12 protein-coding genes are annotated in these 14,830 nt (G+C 57.2%); 9 read left to right on the plus strand and 3 right to left on the minus strand.

Annotated features, from left to right (window positions below; all coding sequences use genetic code 11):
* Positions 1 to 16 precede the first annotated feature (16 nt).
* Together LX66_RS16880 and LX66_RS16885 are read left to right on the plus strand one after the other, a co-directional pair.
* Positions 17 to 2,071, plus strand: coding sequence for an acylase (locus LX66_RS16880; protein ID WP_211366264.1), 2,055 nt, complete (start codon positions 17 to 19; stop codon positions 2,069 to 2,071).
* Positions 2,072 to 2,136: 65 nt separating this feature from the next.
* Positions 2,137 to 2,571 (plus strand): nuclear transport factor 2 family protein, encoded by a 435-nt coding sequence (locus LX66_RS16885; protein ID WP_145715536.1) that lies wholly within the window; start codon positions 2,137 to 2,139, stop codon positions 2,569 to 2,571.
* Between the two features lie 126 nt (positions 2,572 to 2,697).
* Here LX66_RS16885 and LX66_RS16890 read toward each other — a convergent pair whose 3' ends face one another.
* On the minus strand, positions 2,698 to 3,990 hold the full coding sequence (locus LX66_RS16890; protein WP_145715538.1) for an amidohydrolase: 1,293 nt from the start codon (positions 3,988 to 3,990) through the stop codon (positions 2,698 to 2,700).
* Positions 3,991 to 4,072: 82 nt separating this feature from the next.
* Here LX66_RS16890 and LX66_RS16895 point away from each other — a divergent pair, with 82 nt between their 5' ends.
* From LX66_RS16895 to LX66_RS16925, 7 genes are all read left to right on the plus strand, one after another.
* Positions 4,073 to 5,059 (plus strand): 2-dehydro-3-deoxygalactonokinase, encoded by a 987-nt coding sequence (locus LX66_RS16895; RefSeq protein ID WP_145715540.1) that lies wholly within the window; start codon positions 4,073 to 4,075, stop codon positions 5,057 to 5,059.
* Positions 5,049 to 5,708: a bifunctional 4-hydroxy-2-oxoglutarate aldolase/2-dehydro-3-deoxy-phosphogluconate aldolase gene (locus tag LX66_RS16900; RefSeq protein WP_145715542.1), complete on the plus strand. Its 660-nt coding sequence runs from the start codon at positions 5,049 to 5,051 to the stop codon at positions 5,706 to 5,708. The genes LX66_RS16895 and LX66_RS16900 overlap by 11 nt, the downstream gene beginning before the upstream one ends.
* Before the next feature lie 6 nt (positions 5,709 to 5,714).
* Positions 5,715 to 6,515 carry an SDR family oxidoreductase gene (locus LX66_RS16905; protein WP_145715545.1) on the plus strand — a complete coding sequence of 267 codons (801 nt, stop codon included), beginning with the start codon at positions 5,715 to 5,717 and terminating at the stop codon, positions 6,513 to 6,515.
* Positions 6,516 to 6,578: 63 nt separating this feature from the next.
* The gene (locus LX66_RS16910; protein ID WP_145715547.1) at positions 6,579 to 8,294 is read left to right on the plus strand and encodes an IlvD/Edd family dehydratase; all 1,716 of its coding nucleotides are present in this window, start codon (positions 6,579 to 6,581) and stop codon (positions 8,292 to 8,294) included.
* 16 nt (positions 8,295 to 8,310) lie between these two features.
* Positions 8,311 to 9,624: a gluconate:H+ symporter gene (locus LX66_RS16915; RefSeq protein ID WP_145715549.1), complete on the plus strand. Its 1,314-nt coding sequence runs from the start codon at positions 8,311 to 8,313 to the stop codon at positions 9,622 to 9,624.
* Between the two features lie 60 nt (positions 9,625 to 9,684).
* Positions 9,685 to 10,635, plus strand: a complete 951-nt coding sequence (locus LX66_RS16920; RefSeq protein WP_145715552.1) for a terpene synthase family protein — start codon at positions 9,685 to 9,687, stop codon at positions 10,633 to 10,635.
* Positions 10,636 to 10,651: 16 nt separating this feature from the next.
* Entirely contained in the window at positions 10,652 to 11,488 is an 837-nt protein-coding gene (locus LX66_RS16925) for a metallophosphoesterase family protein (protein ID WP_145715554.1), read from the plus strand.
* A 2-nt stretch (positions 11,489 to 11,490) separates the two neighbouring features.
* On the opposite strand, the gene LX66_RS16930 is transcribed toward LX66_RS16925, so the two are convergent.
* Both LX66_RS16930 and LX66_RS16935 read right to left on the minus strand, forming a co-directional pair.
* Positions 11,491 to 13,062: a M28 family metallopeptidase gene (locus tag LX66_RS16930; RefSeq protein WP_145715556.1), complete on the minus strand. Its 1,572-nt coding sequence runs from the start codon at positions 13,060 to 13,062 to the stop codon at positions 11,491 to 11,493.
* A gap of 43 nt (positions 13,063 to 13,105) precedes the next feature.
* Positions 13,106 to 14,821: an STN and carboxypeptidase regulatory-like domain-containing protein gene (locus LX66_RS16935; protein WP_145715558.1), complete on the minus strand. Its 1,716-nt coding sequence runs from the start codon at positions 14,819 to 14,821 to the stop codon at positions 13,106 to 13,108.
* Between the last annotated feature and the right edge of the window lie 9 nt (positions 14,822 to 14,830).

Below are 14,830 nucleotides of genomic sequence, written 5' to 3' on the forward strand. Positions count from 1 at the left end.
CTAATAAACCTGGAAGATGCGATTACACAAGTCAATGCCCGTTGCCCTGCTATGCCTTCTTGCCCACACCAGCTATGCTCAGCAGGAAAAACCTGAAATACTATGGGACACCTACGGTGTGCCGCATGTGTATGCCGGCAATATGGCCGACATGTACTATGGCTTTGGCTGGGCGCAGATGCACAATCACGCCAACCTGGTACTTCAACTGTACGGGCAGGCCAGGGGCCGGGCCGCTGAATACTGGGGAGAAGAACAGGTGCAGATGGATCAGCTCATCCACCTTTTCAATATCCCGGAGTTGGCCAGGCAACACTATGCGCAGCAGGAACCGGCCTTTAAAGCCTGTATAGACGCCTTTGTGAAAGGCGTGAACGCCTATGCGGCAGCGCACCCGGAAGCCATCGGCCCCGCCCTGAAGCAGGTGCTGCCGGTAACGGCTATCGATGTGATGGCGCACGGCCTGCGGGTATTATACATACAATTCCTGGCGCCGGATGATATTGAAGAAGCCCTGCAACTGGGAAGCCGTGGCTCCAATGCCATCGCCATTGGTCCTTCCCGCTCTGCAGACGGTCATGCCATGCTGGTAGCCAACCCGCATCTACCCTGGGGCAACCTGTACCTTTTCTTTGAAGCGCAGCTCAGCGCGCCGGGCTATCACGCTTACGGCGCTACGCTGATAGGCGTGCCGGTGCTGGCCATTGCCTTTAACGATCACCTGGGATGGACGCATACGGTCAATCCCCTGGATGCGGTAGACCGTTACGAGCTGAAAATGCAGGACAGCAGCACCTACCTGCTGGATAATGAAAAAGTGCCCTTCCGGCAGCGAACCGTATCGCTGAAAGTGAAGCAGGGAGACGGCAGCATCCGGGAGCAGTCCCTTACGTTGAAATATGCCAGGCAGGGACCGGTCATCACGGGAAAGAACGGGGAAGCCTGCGCTGTCAGGATAGCGGGCATGGCGGATCGCCCGCACCTGATGCTGCAGTGGCATGAGATGGGAAAGGCCGCTAACCGTGCACAGTTTGAAGCGGCGCTGCAACGGATGCAGCTACCCATGTTCAACGTGGTATATGCCGATGATGCGGGCAATATTTCCTACCTGTTTGCCGGGAATATACCAGTGCGGCCGCAGGGAGACTGGGAGTTCTGGCAGCAGATGATAGACGGCAGTAAATCCGCCTACATCTGGCAAAAAACGCATCCCTACCGGGACCTGCCCCAATTGCTGAATCCCCCGACAGGTTTCCTGCAGAACGCCAATGATCCGCCCTGGACCTGCACCTACCCGCCGCTGCTGCGCCCCGCAGATTACCCGCCCTATATGGCGCCCGTTTATATGTACCAGCGGCAGCAGCGCGCAGTGAACATGATCCGCAGCGACTCCTCCATTACCTTTGATGAACTGGTCAGCTACAAGCTCAGCACCCGCATGGGGGCCGCAGACCGTTTCCTGGACGACCTGCTGGAAGCGGTGCGCCGGTATCCCGATACGGCCGCTGTGAGAGCCGCCGCAGTGCTGGAGCAGTGGGACCGGATGGCGGATTCCGCCAGCACCGGTGCGGTGCTGTTTACCAAATGGTTTGACAAGCTTCCTCAAAGCATGTACAAAATACCCTGGAGCCCGGACAACCCGGTGGAAACGCCGGACGGCCTGAAAGATCCGAAAGCGGCGGTGCAGTTGCTGGCCGATGCCGCGGCCGAGGTACAGGCAGGCTATGGCCGGCTGGATGTACCCTGGGGACAGGCCGCCCGTTTCCGGGTTAACGGTTACGACTATGCGGGCAATGGCGGTCCCGGTCATTACGGGATATTCCGCGTGATAGACTACCGCCCCGGCAGGGATAAAAAATATACCGCCGTTGCCGGCGATAGTTATGTCGCCATTGTATCATTCGGCAAAAAAGTAAAGGCAAAAGTGCTGCTCAGCTACGGCAATGCCACACAACCCGGCAGCCGGCACAGCGGCGACCAGTTGCAGCTCCTGTCCGCGAAAGAACTGCGCACGCCCTGGCTGGAACGGGAAGCCGTGCTGCAGCACCTGGAAGAAAAGGAAGTACTATAAACGGATCGCTTAGAATTTCTTATGTGATTGTGTATATTTAATAGTTGAAAAACAAACTTGAACACATGAAACGCCCTTTATTATTCCTCGTTGCGTGCATGATAGCACAGCTTTCCTTCGCACAATCCAAAGATGAAAAAGCCGTGGCCGCCGCCGTGGAAAATATGCGCAAAGCCATGATAGACGGCGAAAGGACCGCGTTGGAGAACCTGGCGGACAGCCGCCTTACCTACGGTCACTCCAGCGGGTTGATCGAGGATAAGCCCACTTTTGTAGAGCATATTGCCAGCGGAGGTTCCGACTTCGTAAGCATTGACCTGCTGGACCAGACCATTACCGTTGCCGGCAATACCGCCATTGTGCGCCATGTGCTGCATGCCGCCACCAACGACAATGGCAAGCCGGGCAAGGTAGCCCTGAAAATACTGCTGGTATGGCTGAAAGAAGGTGGCGAATGGAAGCTGCTGGCGCGCCAGGCTGTGAAGGAGCCGGCGAAATAATAGAATAATAAATGTAAAATGATAAATGTAAAATATCAAAGTCGGCAGCTATGTTTCAATCTAGCCTTGCTGCTTTAATTGCATACTTTCTCTAACTTTTACATTTGAAATTTTACATTTATCATTTTACATTCCCTTCAGCTTCCCGTAGTCCATCACTAGCCGGCAGAACGCTTTTACCCCCACGTCCAGGCGCGAATCGTCAATGTAAAAGTCCGGGGTGTGATGCGCCGCTGCTTTGGCCGGGTCCTGCCCGGCCGGCATGCCGCCCAGGAAAAAGAAGAAGGCAGGCGCTTTGTCGCCGAAGAAAGAGAAATCCTCTGCGCCGGTGGTCCATTCCGTTTCCATTACATTTTCCTTTCCCGCGGCCGCTTCCAGGGAAGGTGTCATCATTTTCACCAGCTCCGGGTCATTGTAGGTGACCTTGGTTTTGGTATCGATGCTTACCTCCGCGGTAGCGCCGGAAGCTTCCGCTATTTTGGTAGCGGTAAGCCGCATCTTTTCATGCACCTGCTGCTGCATTTTGCTGTCCAGGGTGCGGATGGTGCCTTCCATCACCAGCTCTTCCGGTATGATGTTGCTGCGCACGCCGCTGTGTATCTTTCCTACGGTGATCACTACCGGGGCTTTGGTAAGCGCCATCTGCCGGCTCACAATGGTCTGGAAGCCCTGGATGATCTGCGCCGCCACCACGATAGGATCAATGCCGCTCCAGGGCTGCGACCCGTGGGACTGCCGGCCTTTCACCTTCACCACGAACCAGTCGCTGGAAGCCATCTCTGCGCCGGGTTTGAACTTGATCTTGCCGACGGGCGTCTGTGAATTGATGTGCAGGCCAAAGATGGCGTCCACTTTCGGGTTGTCCATTACGCCTTCCCTGATCATCAGCGGCGCGCCGCCTTCTTCCGTACCGGGAGGGCCTTCCTCCGCCGGCTGGAAAATGAACTTCACGGTGCCGGGCACCTCTTTTTGCTGCTGGCTCAATACTTTGGCCGTGCCCAGGAGGATGGCCACGTGCGTGTCATGCCCGCAGGCATGCATCACGGGCACCCGTTGCCCCAGGTATTCTGCAGAGTCCACGGAGCGGAAGGGTACGGGCGCTCTTTCAAACACCGGCAGCGCATCCATGTCTGCGCGCAGTGCTACTACCGGCCCGGGTTTGCCGCCTTTCAGGATGCCCACCACGCCGGTCTTGCCAACGCCGGTCTGCACTTCCAGGCCCATTTGCCGCAGGTGCGCCGCTACGTAGGCGGCCGTTTTGTATTCCCGGTTGGACAGTTCCGGGTGCTGGTGCAACTGTCTTCTCCAGGCAATCACGGAATCTTTAACGCCGGCGATACGCTGGTCAAATGTTTTGGATTGCGCCATTGCGAGCACAGGTGCAATGGTCACCACGAGTAAAAGCGGGAGTCTCATCATAGGGCCTTTCAAGATTTTGGTTGATCCTACAAAATACAATTAATCGCACAGAAATGCCAGTGCTTTTAGCTAACTTACCCCCATGGATACTTTCCTGAGTTGCGACTGGGGCACTTCTTCCTTCCGCCTGCGCTGGGTGCGGGTCCCGGACCTCGTTATCCTTGCAGAACAGCGTTCGCGCGAGGGCATTGCCGCTACGTGGCAGGCCTGGCAGGCTGCTGCCCGGCAGGATGCCGCGGCCCGCTGGCAGTTTTACCTGGATGCTGTTACCCCCGCTATTGCCGCCATGGAGCAACATACAGGCCCGGTGCCGGCACAGGCGCCGCTGATCATTTCCGGGATGGCTTCGGCGGCTATCGGTATGATGGAGCTGCCTTACGCTACGCTGCCTTTTGCCGTGAACGGCGCGGATGCCGTGGTGCACCGGGCGCGGGCTACGGCGGCGTTTCCCCGCGATGTGCTGCTGCTGTCCGGCGTGCGCAGCGAAGAGGACGTAATGCGTGGCGAAGAAACGCAACTGGCCGGCTGTATCATGGAGGACCACGATACGGCGGAAGGCATCTTTATTTTTCCCGGCACGCACTCCAAGCATATACAGGTGCAGCAGGGGCAGGTAAGGAGCTTCCGCACTTACATGACCGGGGAGCTGTTTGACCTGCTGCGCCGCCACAGCGTGCTGAAGGAAACGGTGGCCGGCCTGGAAGCATTGCCGCCGCCTGCCTTGCACAGCACTTTCAGCGAAGGGGTAAAGGCCGGCGCCGCAGGCAACCTGCTGCACACGGCCTTCGGCGTGAGGGCCCGTTATCTGCTGGGCGATACTACCAAAGCAGCTAACCTGGATTACCTGAGCGGCCTGCTGATAGGCACGGAACTGCAGGCGTTGCAGCAGGCGCCGGCGCATATATACCTGTGCGGCGGGGCGCATCTGCAGGCGGCTTACGCCATGGCCCTGCAGGTACTGGAGCTGGCGCCGCGCGCTACGGTGTTTCCCACGCAATGGGCGGAGGAGGCCGTGATCAGGGGACAGTATAAAATATTCCGTCAGTTAACAGCACATCATGTCACATAAATTTTCACAAACACTATTTAATAAAATACCCGTAGTAGGCATACTCCGTAATATGCCGCCGCTAACGGTGCCGGTGCTGGCCCGTTATTACTGTGAAGCGGGGCTTACGAACCTGGAAGTAACGATGAACTCCGGCGAGGCCGCCACTACCATTACCCGGCTGGTGCAGGAATTTGGCGGCCGGCTGAACATCGGTGCGGGCACCGTGTGCACGCCGGAGGACCTGGACGCCGCCCTGGCTGCCGGCGCGCAATTCATTGTTACGCCCATCCTGGAAGAAACCGTGATCAACGCCTGCGTGCAGCGGCAGGTACCAGTCTTTCCCGGGGCTTACTCGCCTACGGAAATATACCGGGCCTGGCACCTGGGTGCTACCATGGTAAAGGTGTTTCCCGCCACCAGGCTGGGGGCTGAATACATCAGGGAGGTGCTGGCGCCGATGGACTACCTGCAGTTGCTGCCCACGGGCGGCATCACGGTGGATAATTTTACGGATTTCCTGTCCGCCGGCGCTGCCGGCCTGGGCATGGGCAGCCAGTTGTTTCCCAGGCAACTGGTAGAGGAGGGCGCCTGGGAAGCGCTGTCCGTGTTGTTTAAACAACTGGTGGCGGCTTATGAAGCCTACCGGGATACGACCACGAAAAAATAATACTGCATGTCCCTCGTTATATTGATCACCGGCGCTTCTGCAGGACTGGGCGCCTCCATCGGCAACTACCTGCACGGCAAAGGCTATACGGTATACGGCACCTCCCGGCATATTCAGCCGGGCGCGCTGCCTTTTCACACGCTGCAGATGGATGTGAACAACAATGCCGGCGTGCAGGAGGCGATAGCGGCCGTTATTGAAAAAGAGGGCCGCATTGATGTGCTGGTCAACAATGCCGGGCTGAGCATAGCCGGCGTTACCGAACATCTTTCCCAGGAAGATGTGCAGCAGGTGTTTGACACCAATGTACTGGGCGTGCTGCGCACCTGCCAGGCGGTGCTGCCGCATATGCGCCGGCAGGGCAGGGGCCTGATCATTAACGTCAGCTCCATTGGCTCGGAAACAGGATTGCCCTACCGGGGTATTTACAGCGCCAGCAAAGCGGCGGTAGACCGTTTCACAGAGGCGTTACGGTTAGAGGTGGGCGCCTGGGGCATACAGGCCTGCTGCCTGCAGCCGGGAGCGGTGCATACCGGCATCAACGCCCACCGGCTCCGTTCCTCCCTGCCGGAAGACTCGCCTTACCGGGACCGTTTTGAAAGCGGCTATGCCGCCATTGACGCCAGCATCGATCATGGTGCTGATCCCGGTATATTCGGTCCCGTTATAGAAAAGATCATACAGGCCCGCCGCGTAAAGCGTTACTACCGCGTAGGCAAGCCCATAGAAAAACTATCCGTGATCCTGAAGAAATACCTGCCGGAAAGGATGTTCGAAAACCTGCTCCGGAAGTACTATAATACCTGATACATTTTTTGTAAGTTGTGCGCATAGCATCTTACAGATTTCACGTTTTTAAATGAATACCCGATGTCCACATTCAGAAGCGCAGACTGGTTCGGCAAAAAAGATAAAATGGGCTTCATCTACCGGAGCTGGATGAAGAACCAGGGCTTCCCGGAAGACCTTTTTGACGGCCGCCCGGTGATCGGCATTTGCAACACCTGGTCGGAGCTTACGCCCTGTAATGCGCACCTGCGCGATATTGCCGCTGCCGTGAAGCGCGGCGTGTATGAAGCCGGCGGCTTCCCCGTGGAATTTCCCATCATGTCGCTGGGCGAAACCCTGCTGAAACCTACCGCCATGCTGTTCAGGAACCTGGCCAGCATGGATGCGGAGGAATCTATCCGGGGGAACCCGGTAGACGGCGTGGTGCTGCTCACCGGCTGCGACAAAACAACGCCCTCCACCTTAATGGGCGCCGCCAGCGTGGACCTGCCCACCATCGTGGTGCCCGGCGGTCCCATGCTCAACGGCCGTTTCCAGGGGCAGCAGATCGGTTCCGGCACGCATGTGTGGAAATTTGCCGATGATATGAAGACCGGGAAAATGACGCCCAAGGATTACCTCTTTGCAGAAAGCTGCATGTCCCGGAGCGCGGGCCATTGCATGACCATGGGCACCGCCTCTACCATGGCCTGCATGGTGGAAGCGCTGGGCATGTCCCTGTCCGGCGCGGCGGCCATACCGGCGGTGGATTCCCGCAAGAAGGTACTGGCGCACCTGTCCGGCCGGCGGATCGTGGAGATGGTGAAAGAAGACCTGAAAATGTCCAAAATACTGACCCGCGCCGCTTTTGAGAATGCCATCAGGGTAAATGCGGCGGTAGGCGGGTCCACCAACTTTATCATTCACCTCACGGCCATTGCAGGCAGGGTGGGCGTGGACCTGCACCTGGAGGATTTTGACCGCCTGGGCAGCCATGTGCCGCTGCTGCTGAACCTGATGCCTTCCGGCAAATACCTGATGGAAGATTTCTATTATGCCGGCGGCCTGCCCGTGATCATCAACGAGCTGCGGGACCAGTTGCATATGGACGCCATCACCGTTACCGGCAAAACGCACGCGGAGAACATACAGGATACCTGCACCTGCTATAATGCAGATGTGATCTATCCATACAAACAGCCCCTGATAGCGGAAGCCGGCATTGCCGTGCTCAAAGGCAACCTGGCGGAGAACGGGGCAGTGATCAAACCTTCTGCCGCCACGCCGGCGCTGATGCAGCACCGCGGCAGGGCCGTGGTGTTTGAGACCATCGAGGACTATCATGCACGCATTGATGATCCTGCGCTGGATATAGATGAAACCTGTGTAATGGTGCTGAAGAACGTAGGGCCGGTAGGCTACCCCGGCATGCCGGAAGTAGGCAATATGGCCCTGCCCAAAAAGCTGCTGGACAAAGGCGTGACGGACATGGTGCGCATTTCCGACGGCCGCATGAGCGGCACCGCCTATGGTACGGTAGTGCTGCACGTGTCCCCGGAATCCGCCATCGGCGGCACGCTGGCCCTGGTGGAGAACGGCGACTTCATAGAACTGGACGTAGCAGGCCGCCGCCTGCACCTGGATGTGCCGGAGCAGGAACTGCAGCAAAGAAAGGCGTGCTGGCAGCAAACCGAAACACCCTATGACCGCGGCTATGCCAGCCTGTATGTGCGGCATGTGCTGCAGGCGGACAAAGGCGCTGATTTTGATTTCCTTACCGGCCATTCTGGTGCTGAAGTAAGCCGGGACTCGCATTAAAACATTACGACATTCCATGACTTTACTCATCATTTTCCTCTGCATAGTTGCTTTAATCCTATTGATCACCTGGGGCAAGGTAAACCCCTTCCTGGCTTTCCTCGTCGTATCCATTGTTACCGGGCTGCTGCTGGGCATTCCCCTGAATGATATCCCGCAGTCCGTGAACAAAGGCATTGGCGACATGCTGGGATCGCTGGTAGTGGTGATCGTACTGGGGGCCATGCTGGGCAAACTCGTGGCAGACAGCGGGGCGGCGCAGCGCATTGCCTCCGTGCTCATGAAGATCTTTGGCGTAAAGTATATCCAGTGGGCCCTCATGCTGACCGGCTTTATCATCGGCATCCCGCTTTTTTATAACGTGGGCTTTGTGCTGATCGTGCCGCTGATATTTTCTGTGGCCTACCAGTACAAGCTCCCGGCCGTATACATCGGGCTGCCGATGCTGGCTTCGCTTTCGGTTACGCATGGCTTCCTGCCGCCGCATCCTTCGCCGGCTGCGCTGGTAGTGCAGTTCAACGCCAATATGGGCCTCACGCTGATATATGGCGTCATTGTGGCCATTCCTGCCGTGATCATTGCCGGGCCGGTCTTTTCACGGTCACTGAAAAAAATTGAGGCCAAACCGCTGGAATCTTTCAGGGCGGCCCCGATGCCGGAAGACCAGTTGCCCGGTACGCTCAACAGCCTTTTGTCTTCCCTGCTCCCGGTGCTGCTGCTTATCGTTACCACCCTGCTGCTGTTCCTGCTGCCCGGCGACGGACCGCTGAAGACCTTCCTTACATTTATCGGGGAGCCCACGATCGTGATGCTGATCACCATCATCATTGCCACTTTCTCGCTGGGGCGGCGCATGGGCATGTCCATGCAACGCATCATGGGCATTTACGCAGAAGCGGTAAAGGATGTGGCGATGGTGCTGCTCATTGTCAGCGGCGCTGGTATCCTGAAGCAGGTGTTCGTGGACAGTGGCGTGAGCACGCAGATCGCTACGGCGCTGCAGGGCTGGAATATTCCGCCGCTGGTGCTGGCCTGGCTGATTGCCGCCGTGATCCGGCTGGCGCTGGGGTCCGCTACGGTAGCGGGTTTGACTACAGCGGGCATTATTGCGCCCGTGACCGCGCAGTTGCATGTAGACCCCAGCCTGATGGTGCTGTCCATCGGCGCGGGCAGCCTGTTCTTTTCCCATGTGAACGATGCCGGTTTCTGGCTGTTCAAGGAATACTTCAACGTGTCCCTGAAAGATACGTTCCGTTCCTGGTCACTGATGGAAACCATCGTGTCCGTTGTAGGGCTGTTAGGCGTGCTGATACTGCATTTGTTTGTATAGATGCTATGATCTTTCCCGCCTGTTTTATATATTCAGGGGGAATAACCATTACAGGCACATATGAAAACCCTTCCGTTTCCCCGGATCAGCTATCCCTTTACGTATGGCATGAACCCCCATACGGCTGCAGTGGATGTATATACCATCAACTGGGCAGTGAAATACGATCTTATTGAGAACGAAGCCATGCTGGCACGCTACCGGCAAATGCAGCTCAATGCCCTGGTAGGCAGGCTGTACTACAGCGCCGGTTTCCAGGCCCTGCGCCTGCTGGCCGATTACAATTTCCTGTTCTTTATCATGGACGACCGCTGCGATGCGGTGCCCCGCGGGCAAAAGAAAGTCTACTGGGAGGGCAACACGGCCCGCCTTACGGCGGTCATGGACCAGCATAAAAGAGTGTTCCGCGGTGAGGGCCATCCTTTTGAGGTGGCGTTCAGCGATGCCTGGGAACGTACGCAGCACGCGGCGGATGCGGAATGGCGGAGCTGGTTTGCCGCTACCATCCGGGAGTATTTTCATGCCTGCATATGGGAAGCCGGCAACCTGGACGCCGGTACGCCGCCCACCCTGGAAAAATACCTGGCAATGCGCCCCTATATCGCCGCCGCGCCTTTTAACGTATGCGCTATTACGTATGCGGAGAACATCCGTTTGCCCTACGAAGTATACCGGCACCCGGTGGTAAGGCAGTTAATGCACTTGCCGGCCCGGATCGTGTGCTGGGTGAACGATCTTTTTTCCCTGCGCAAGGAGCAGCAAGCGGGCGATATGCATAACCTGGTGCTGGTGCTGCAGCAGGAGCGGGGCCTGTCAATGGAAGCCGCCATGGAAGCCGCCGCCTGCATACATGCGGAAGATATGGCGCAGTACCTGCGGCTGGAACAGCAGTTGCCGGTGCTGGACAAGGCCACCGGCAAGGAGCTGGCCCGCTATCTCACCTACCTGCGGGCCATGATCAGCGGCAACCTGGAATGGAGCACTGTCGATACAAATCGTTATTATTGTTGAAAATTTCAGAACTATTATGGCGCTCTCCCGCAGAAGTTTCCTGCAGTCTACCGTCAAAAGTGTAATACTCCTGGGTATGGGCAATGCCCTGCCGGCTTTTATGCCCGCTGGTTTCATCCTGCCTGCGCGGAAGGATATCCGCCTCCGCTTTGCGCTGGCGTCTGACGGACACTATGGGGAACCAAAATCCGACTATGAAGCCCGCCACCGGCAAATGGCGGACTGGCTGAATGCAGAGGCAAAAGACCGCGGGCTGGATTTTGTGGTGGTGAACGGCGATATCTTTCACAACGATCCCGTGTTCCTGCCACAGGCAAAAACGGCCTGGGACCGGCTGGAAATGCCTTACTACGTATCGCACGGCAACCATGATATGACAGCAGAGTCGCACTGGAAGGAAGTGTGGGGCATGCCTTTCGATCACGGGTTTGAAAAGAAAGATGCCGGCTTCATTATCCTGAACACCGCAGATATAAAAGGCGTATACACCGGCCCGGACCTGGAGCGCACCAAAGTTTTGCTGGAACAATATAGCTCGCACAAGCACCTCTTCGTGTTCATGCACATTACGCCGATGAAATGGACCAAGTACGGCATTGACCGCCCGGATATTGTGGACCTTTTCAGCCGCCAGCCTAACCTGAAGGCTGTATTCCACGGGCATGATCATGACGAGGACGGCATGAGGGAAAAGGACGGGAAATACTATTTCTGGGACGCACACGTAGCCGGCACCTGGGGCACAGATTACAAAGGATACCGGGTAGTGGAAGTATTAAAAAACGGGTCTGTGCTGACCTACCAGGCAGACCCATCTGCGGCAAAGCAGGTGAATAACAATCGTATCGCCTGACCTTACAGCGGGAAATCTACATCAAATACAAAACGTGCTGCTTTGGGCAACGGCTTGCGCGGCAGCATTTCGTCCCGCATGGCGGTATTATAGACAAAAGCGGCTACAATGGCGGCGGCCTGTTTCAGGTCTTCCATCTCCAGGTGATCGTAGGTGTCCATATTGCTGTGATGCGTCCGGGTGTTGTATTCCAGCGGGTCCTGTATGAACTGGAAGCCGGGAATTCCTACGGCATCAAAAGGAAGATGGTCCGTAGCGCCGGTGTTGCTGATAGTAACGCCGGTAGCGCCCAGGTCCGCGAAGGGCTGCAGCCAGTTCCGGAACACAGGGCCCACTGCTTCATTGTTCTGCAGGTAAATGCCCCTGATCCTGCCGGAGCCGTTATCCAGGTTGTAATAGGCGGATACTTTCTTTTGCTCCGGCAGTAATTGCATATCGGCCGGGTTGCCGAAATGTTTCTTTACATAGCCGAAAGAGCCCAGCAATCCCTGTTCTTCTCCACCCCATAACGCCATGCGGATGCTGCGTTTGGGCTGCACGCCCAGGACTTTGAGAATGCGCATGGCCTCCATCATCACGATGCAGCCTGCGGCATCGTCTGTAGCGCCCGTGCCGCTATGCCAGGAGTCCAGGTGGCCGCCCAGCATAACCAGCTCGCTTTTCAGCTTTTTATCCGTGCCGGGTATTTCGCCTATCACGTTATAGCCCTGCGTATCGGTGCTGTCCCACTGGTTCTGAATGTTCATTTCCAGCGTCACCTCCTGCGCGGAGCGCAGCAGGCGGTAGATGCGCAGCATGTCCTCCGTGGACAGGGCGATCTCCGGCAACGGCGGCGTATAACCTTTGGCGTAGTACACCCCGCCGGCTACGAATACGGTACCATCCCTTCCCCTGGGGCGGGAGGGATTCAGCAGGGCAATGGCGCCTTTATCCGCCAGGTATTGCCGGGTTTCGTTCCTGCTTTTGAAGATGCCGGCATATTTGGCCACCCCGCCGGGCTCAATCATATACATATCCGGCAGCTCGCTGAAGGTGGTGGTGTCTGCATAACGGGTGGCAAAGGGCGTAAAGGCGGATGCCAGCACGGTATCCCGGGGGCGGGGCCGCACCATCACGATCTTTCCTTTGATGGCGTCGCCCATTTGGTCAATGGCCGCTTCGGAAAGCGTGTCCAGCATCACCACGGGCCCGGTTACCAGTCCCCCGGTGCCGGCGGTCCAGGCATGGGGGTAGGCGATCAGCGGCTGGTAGTAAGGCGTTTTCTGCGCCACGTAGGACATGGTGGAGCGCCAGCCTTTGCCAAACTCGCCCCAGGGCTCCAGCCCGGCCTTCTGTATGCCCCATTGCCGCAATGTTTGCACGATCCAGCGGGCGGCGTGTAAATACCCGGGGGAGTTGGTGAGCCGGGGGCCGGCCACATCCGTCATGTAATGCGCGATAAACGGGATCTGTGAATGCGCAAAGGCTTCGGTCCTGATCTTTTGCATCATCGCCGTGTCTACAGGCGTTTCCTGCGCCCGCAGGCAGCAGGGTAGCAGCAGCGCCAGGGCTGCGGTAAAGCGTAAGGTGCTCATAAGCAGTGAATAGACGGTTGATAAAATAGTTGATCCAATATACTTAAAATAAGCTGATCCCTGCGCTCCAGCCAATGACGCCGGGATCGTTTTGCCGGTACCCGGTCTTCGGTACCGTTCCCTGTGCGGAATAAATGGAAAGGACCGGACCGGCAAACAGGGTGCAGTATTTTCCCAGGCGGTAATTCAGCGCCGGCTGCAGGCGCAGCAGCAGTGCCGAGCGGTCCCATTCACCCAGGTAAAGGTTATGGGAGGTCAGCTCCGTAGTCAGCGACAGTTTTTCAGTAAAAGGCCATTCCCGCCCCAGGCCATAGCCCAATGTAAAGGCCCTTTTATTGTAAACGGGATGCAGGCCGCCCGTTAAAATGCCATACAGCCGCGGGCTGCCTGACTTAAAGGCCAGGTTCAGCAGGGTTACCTCGTTGGCGTATATGGCTAAGCGGTAGTAGCCGCCTTTGCGCACAATATTCAGCAGGCCGATGCTGTAGCCGGAAGAGGTGTCGGCAATATTCACGATGCCGATCTGCGTGCCTTTCAGGTGCCCGGCGTAGTTGAAGATGCCCGCTACCTGCAGGCCCCTTACTTCCCCGGAGCTGATATTGCCTGCGCCGGCCGCCTGGAAGCCCTTTACAGAATGGTCTGCCCTGTTGAATATGCCGGCCATTTGCGCGCCATTCACTTTTTTTTCCGCTATGTTGAATACGCCCGCCGCCTGCAGGCCCCTGATGGAATCGCCGGCCATGTTGAACACGCCCGCCATCTGCGCGCCTTTTACACTTCCCTTCACCACGTTGAATACGCCCGCCGCCTGGAAGCCCTCCACCGTGTCCAGTGCAAAGTTGTGCACACCTGCTAGCTGCACGCCATTTACCTCGCCGCCTACCATGTTGAACACGCCGGCGGCCTGGAAGCCTTTGGCATCTTTTTTATCGATGTTGAAAACGCTGCCTATTTCAAAACCGTTTAGCCCATAGGCATAACCGCCCACCGTGTTCACGGAGAATTTATTGATCACCTGCGCATCCAGCTTGCCGTGCGTGCCCAGGCCGGGTACCAGCGAGTACTGGAAAGGTTTGTCGGCAAAAAAGCGGCTCAGGTTCAGGCTTTGCATGCGTTGTTTGGAAGACAGTATGAACTTGCCCAGCCAGGTTTTTTCCACGCTTACTTCCACCGGGGCCAGCATTACGGGCTGGGCCTGCCGGATGGTGACGGCCATTTCCTGGTCCTGGCCGGCATGCACGGTCAGCGTGGTGTCCCGGTACAGGTCCTTGCTCACGGTGATGGCGGCCGCGTATTTTTCATTGCTCTTTAGCCGCAACCGGAAAAAGCCCTGGTCATTGGTGAGCGTGGATATGAATTGCTGTTTTTCATATACGGTGGCATTCACGACGGTCATGCCCGTTTCCCGGTCCTTTACGTAGCCGCTGACGGTGTAGGAGCGGGAAAGGTCCGGTGCGGTACGCTGGATAATGATATGATCGCCTACTTCCCGGTACCGGAGGCCCGGCCCCAGCAGCATGTCCAGCACCTGCCGCACGGGCTTATCCCGGGCGGCCAGGGTTACCAGGCTGTCGTTCCGCACGGCGTCGCTGGTGTAGGAAAAATGGAAGCCGCCCTGCCTGCCTATTTCATTGAGCACCTGCACCAGCGGTTGCCGCTTTGCATGAACGGTAACTGTTTTTCTTAACAGTTGCTGGGCGTGACAGTAGTAAGCGGAGCAGAGCAGATAGCTAACAGTAATGAATATTATTCTTATCAAGCCTGGGCT

It is taken from the genome of Chitinophaga japonensis, from assembly GCF_007830125.1.
Taxonomy (GTDB): domain Bacteria; phylum Bacteroidota; class Bacteroidia; order Chitinophagales; family Chitinophagaceae; genus Chitinophaga; species Chitinophaga japonensis.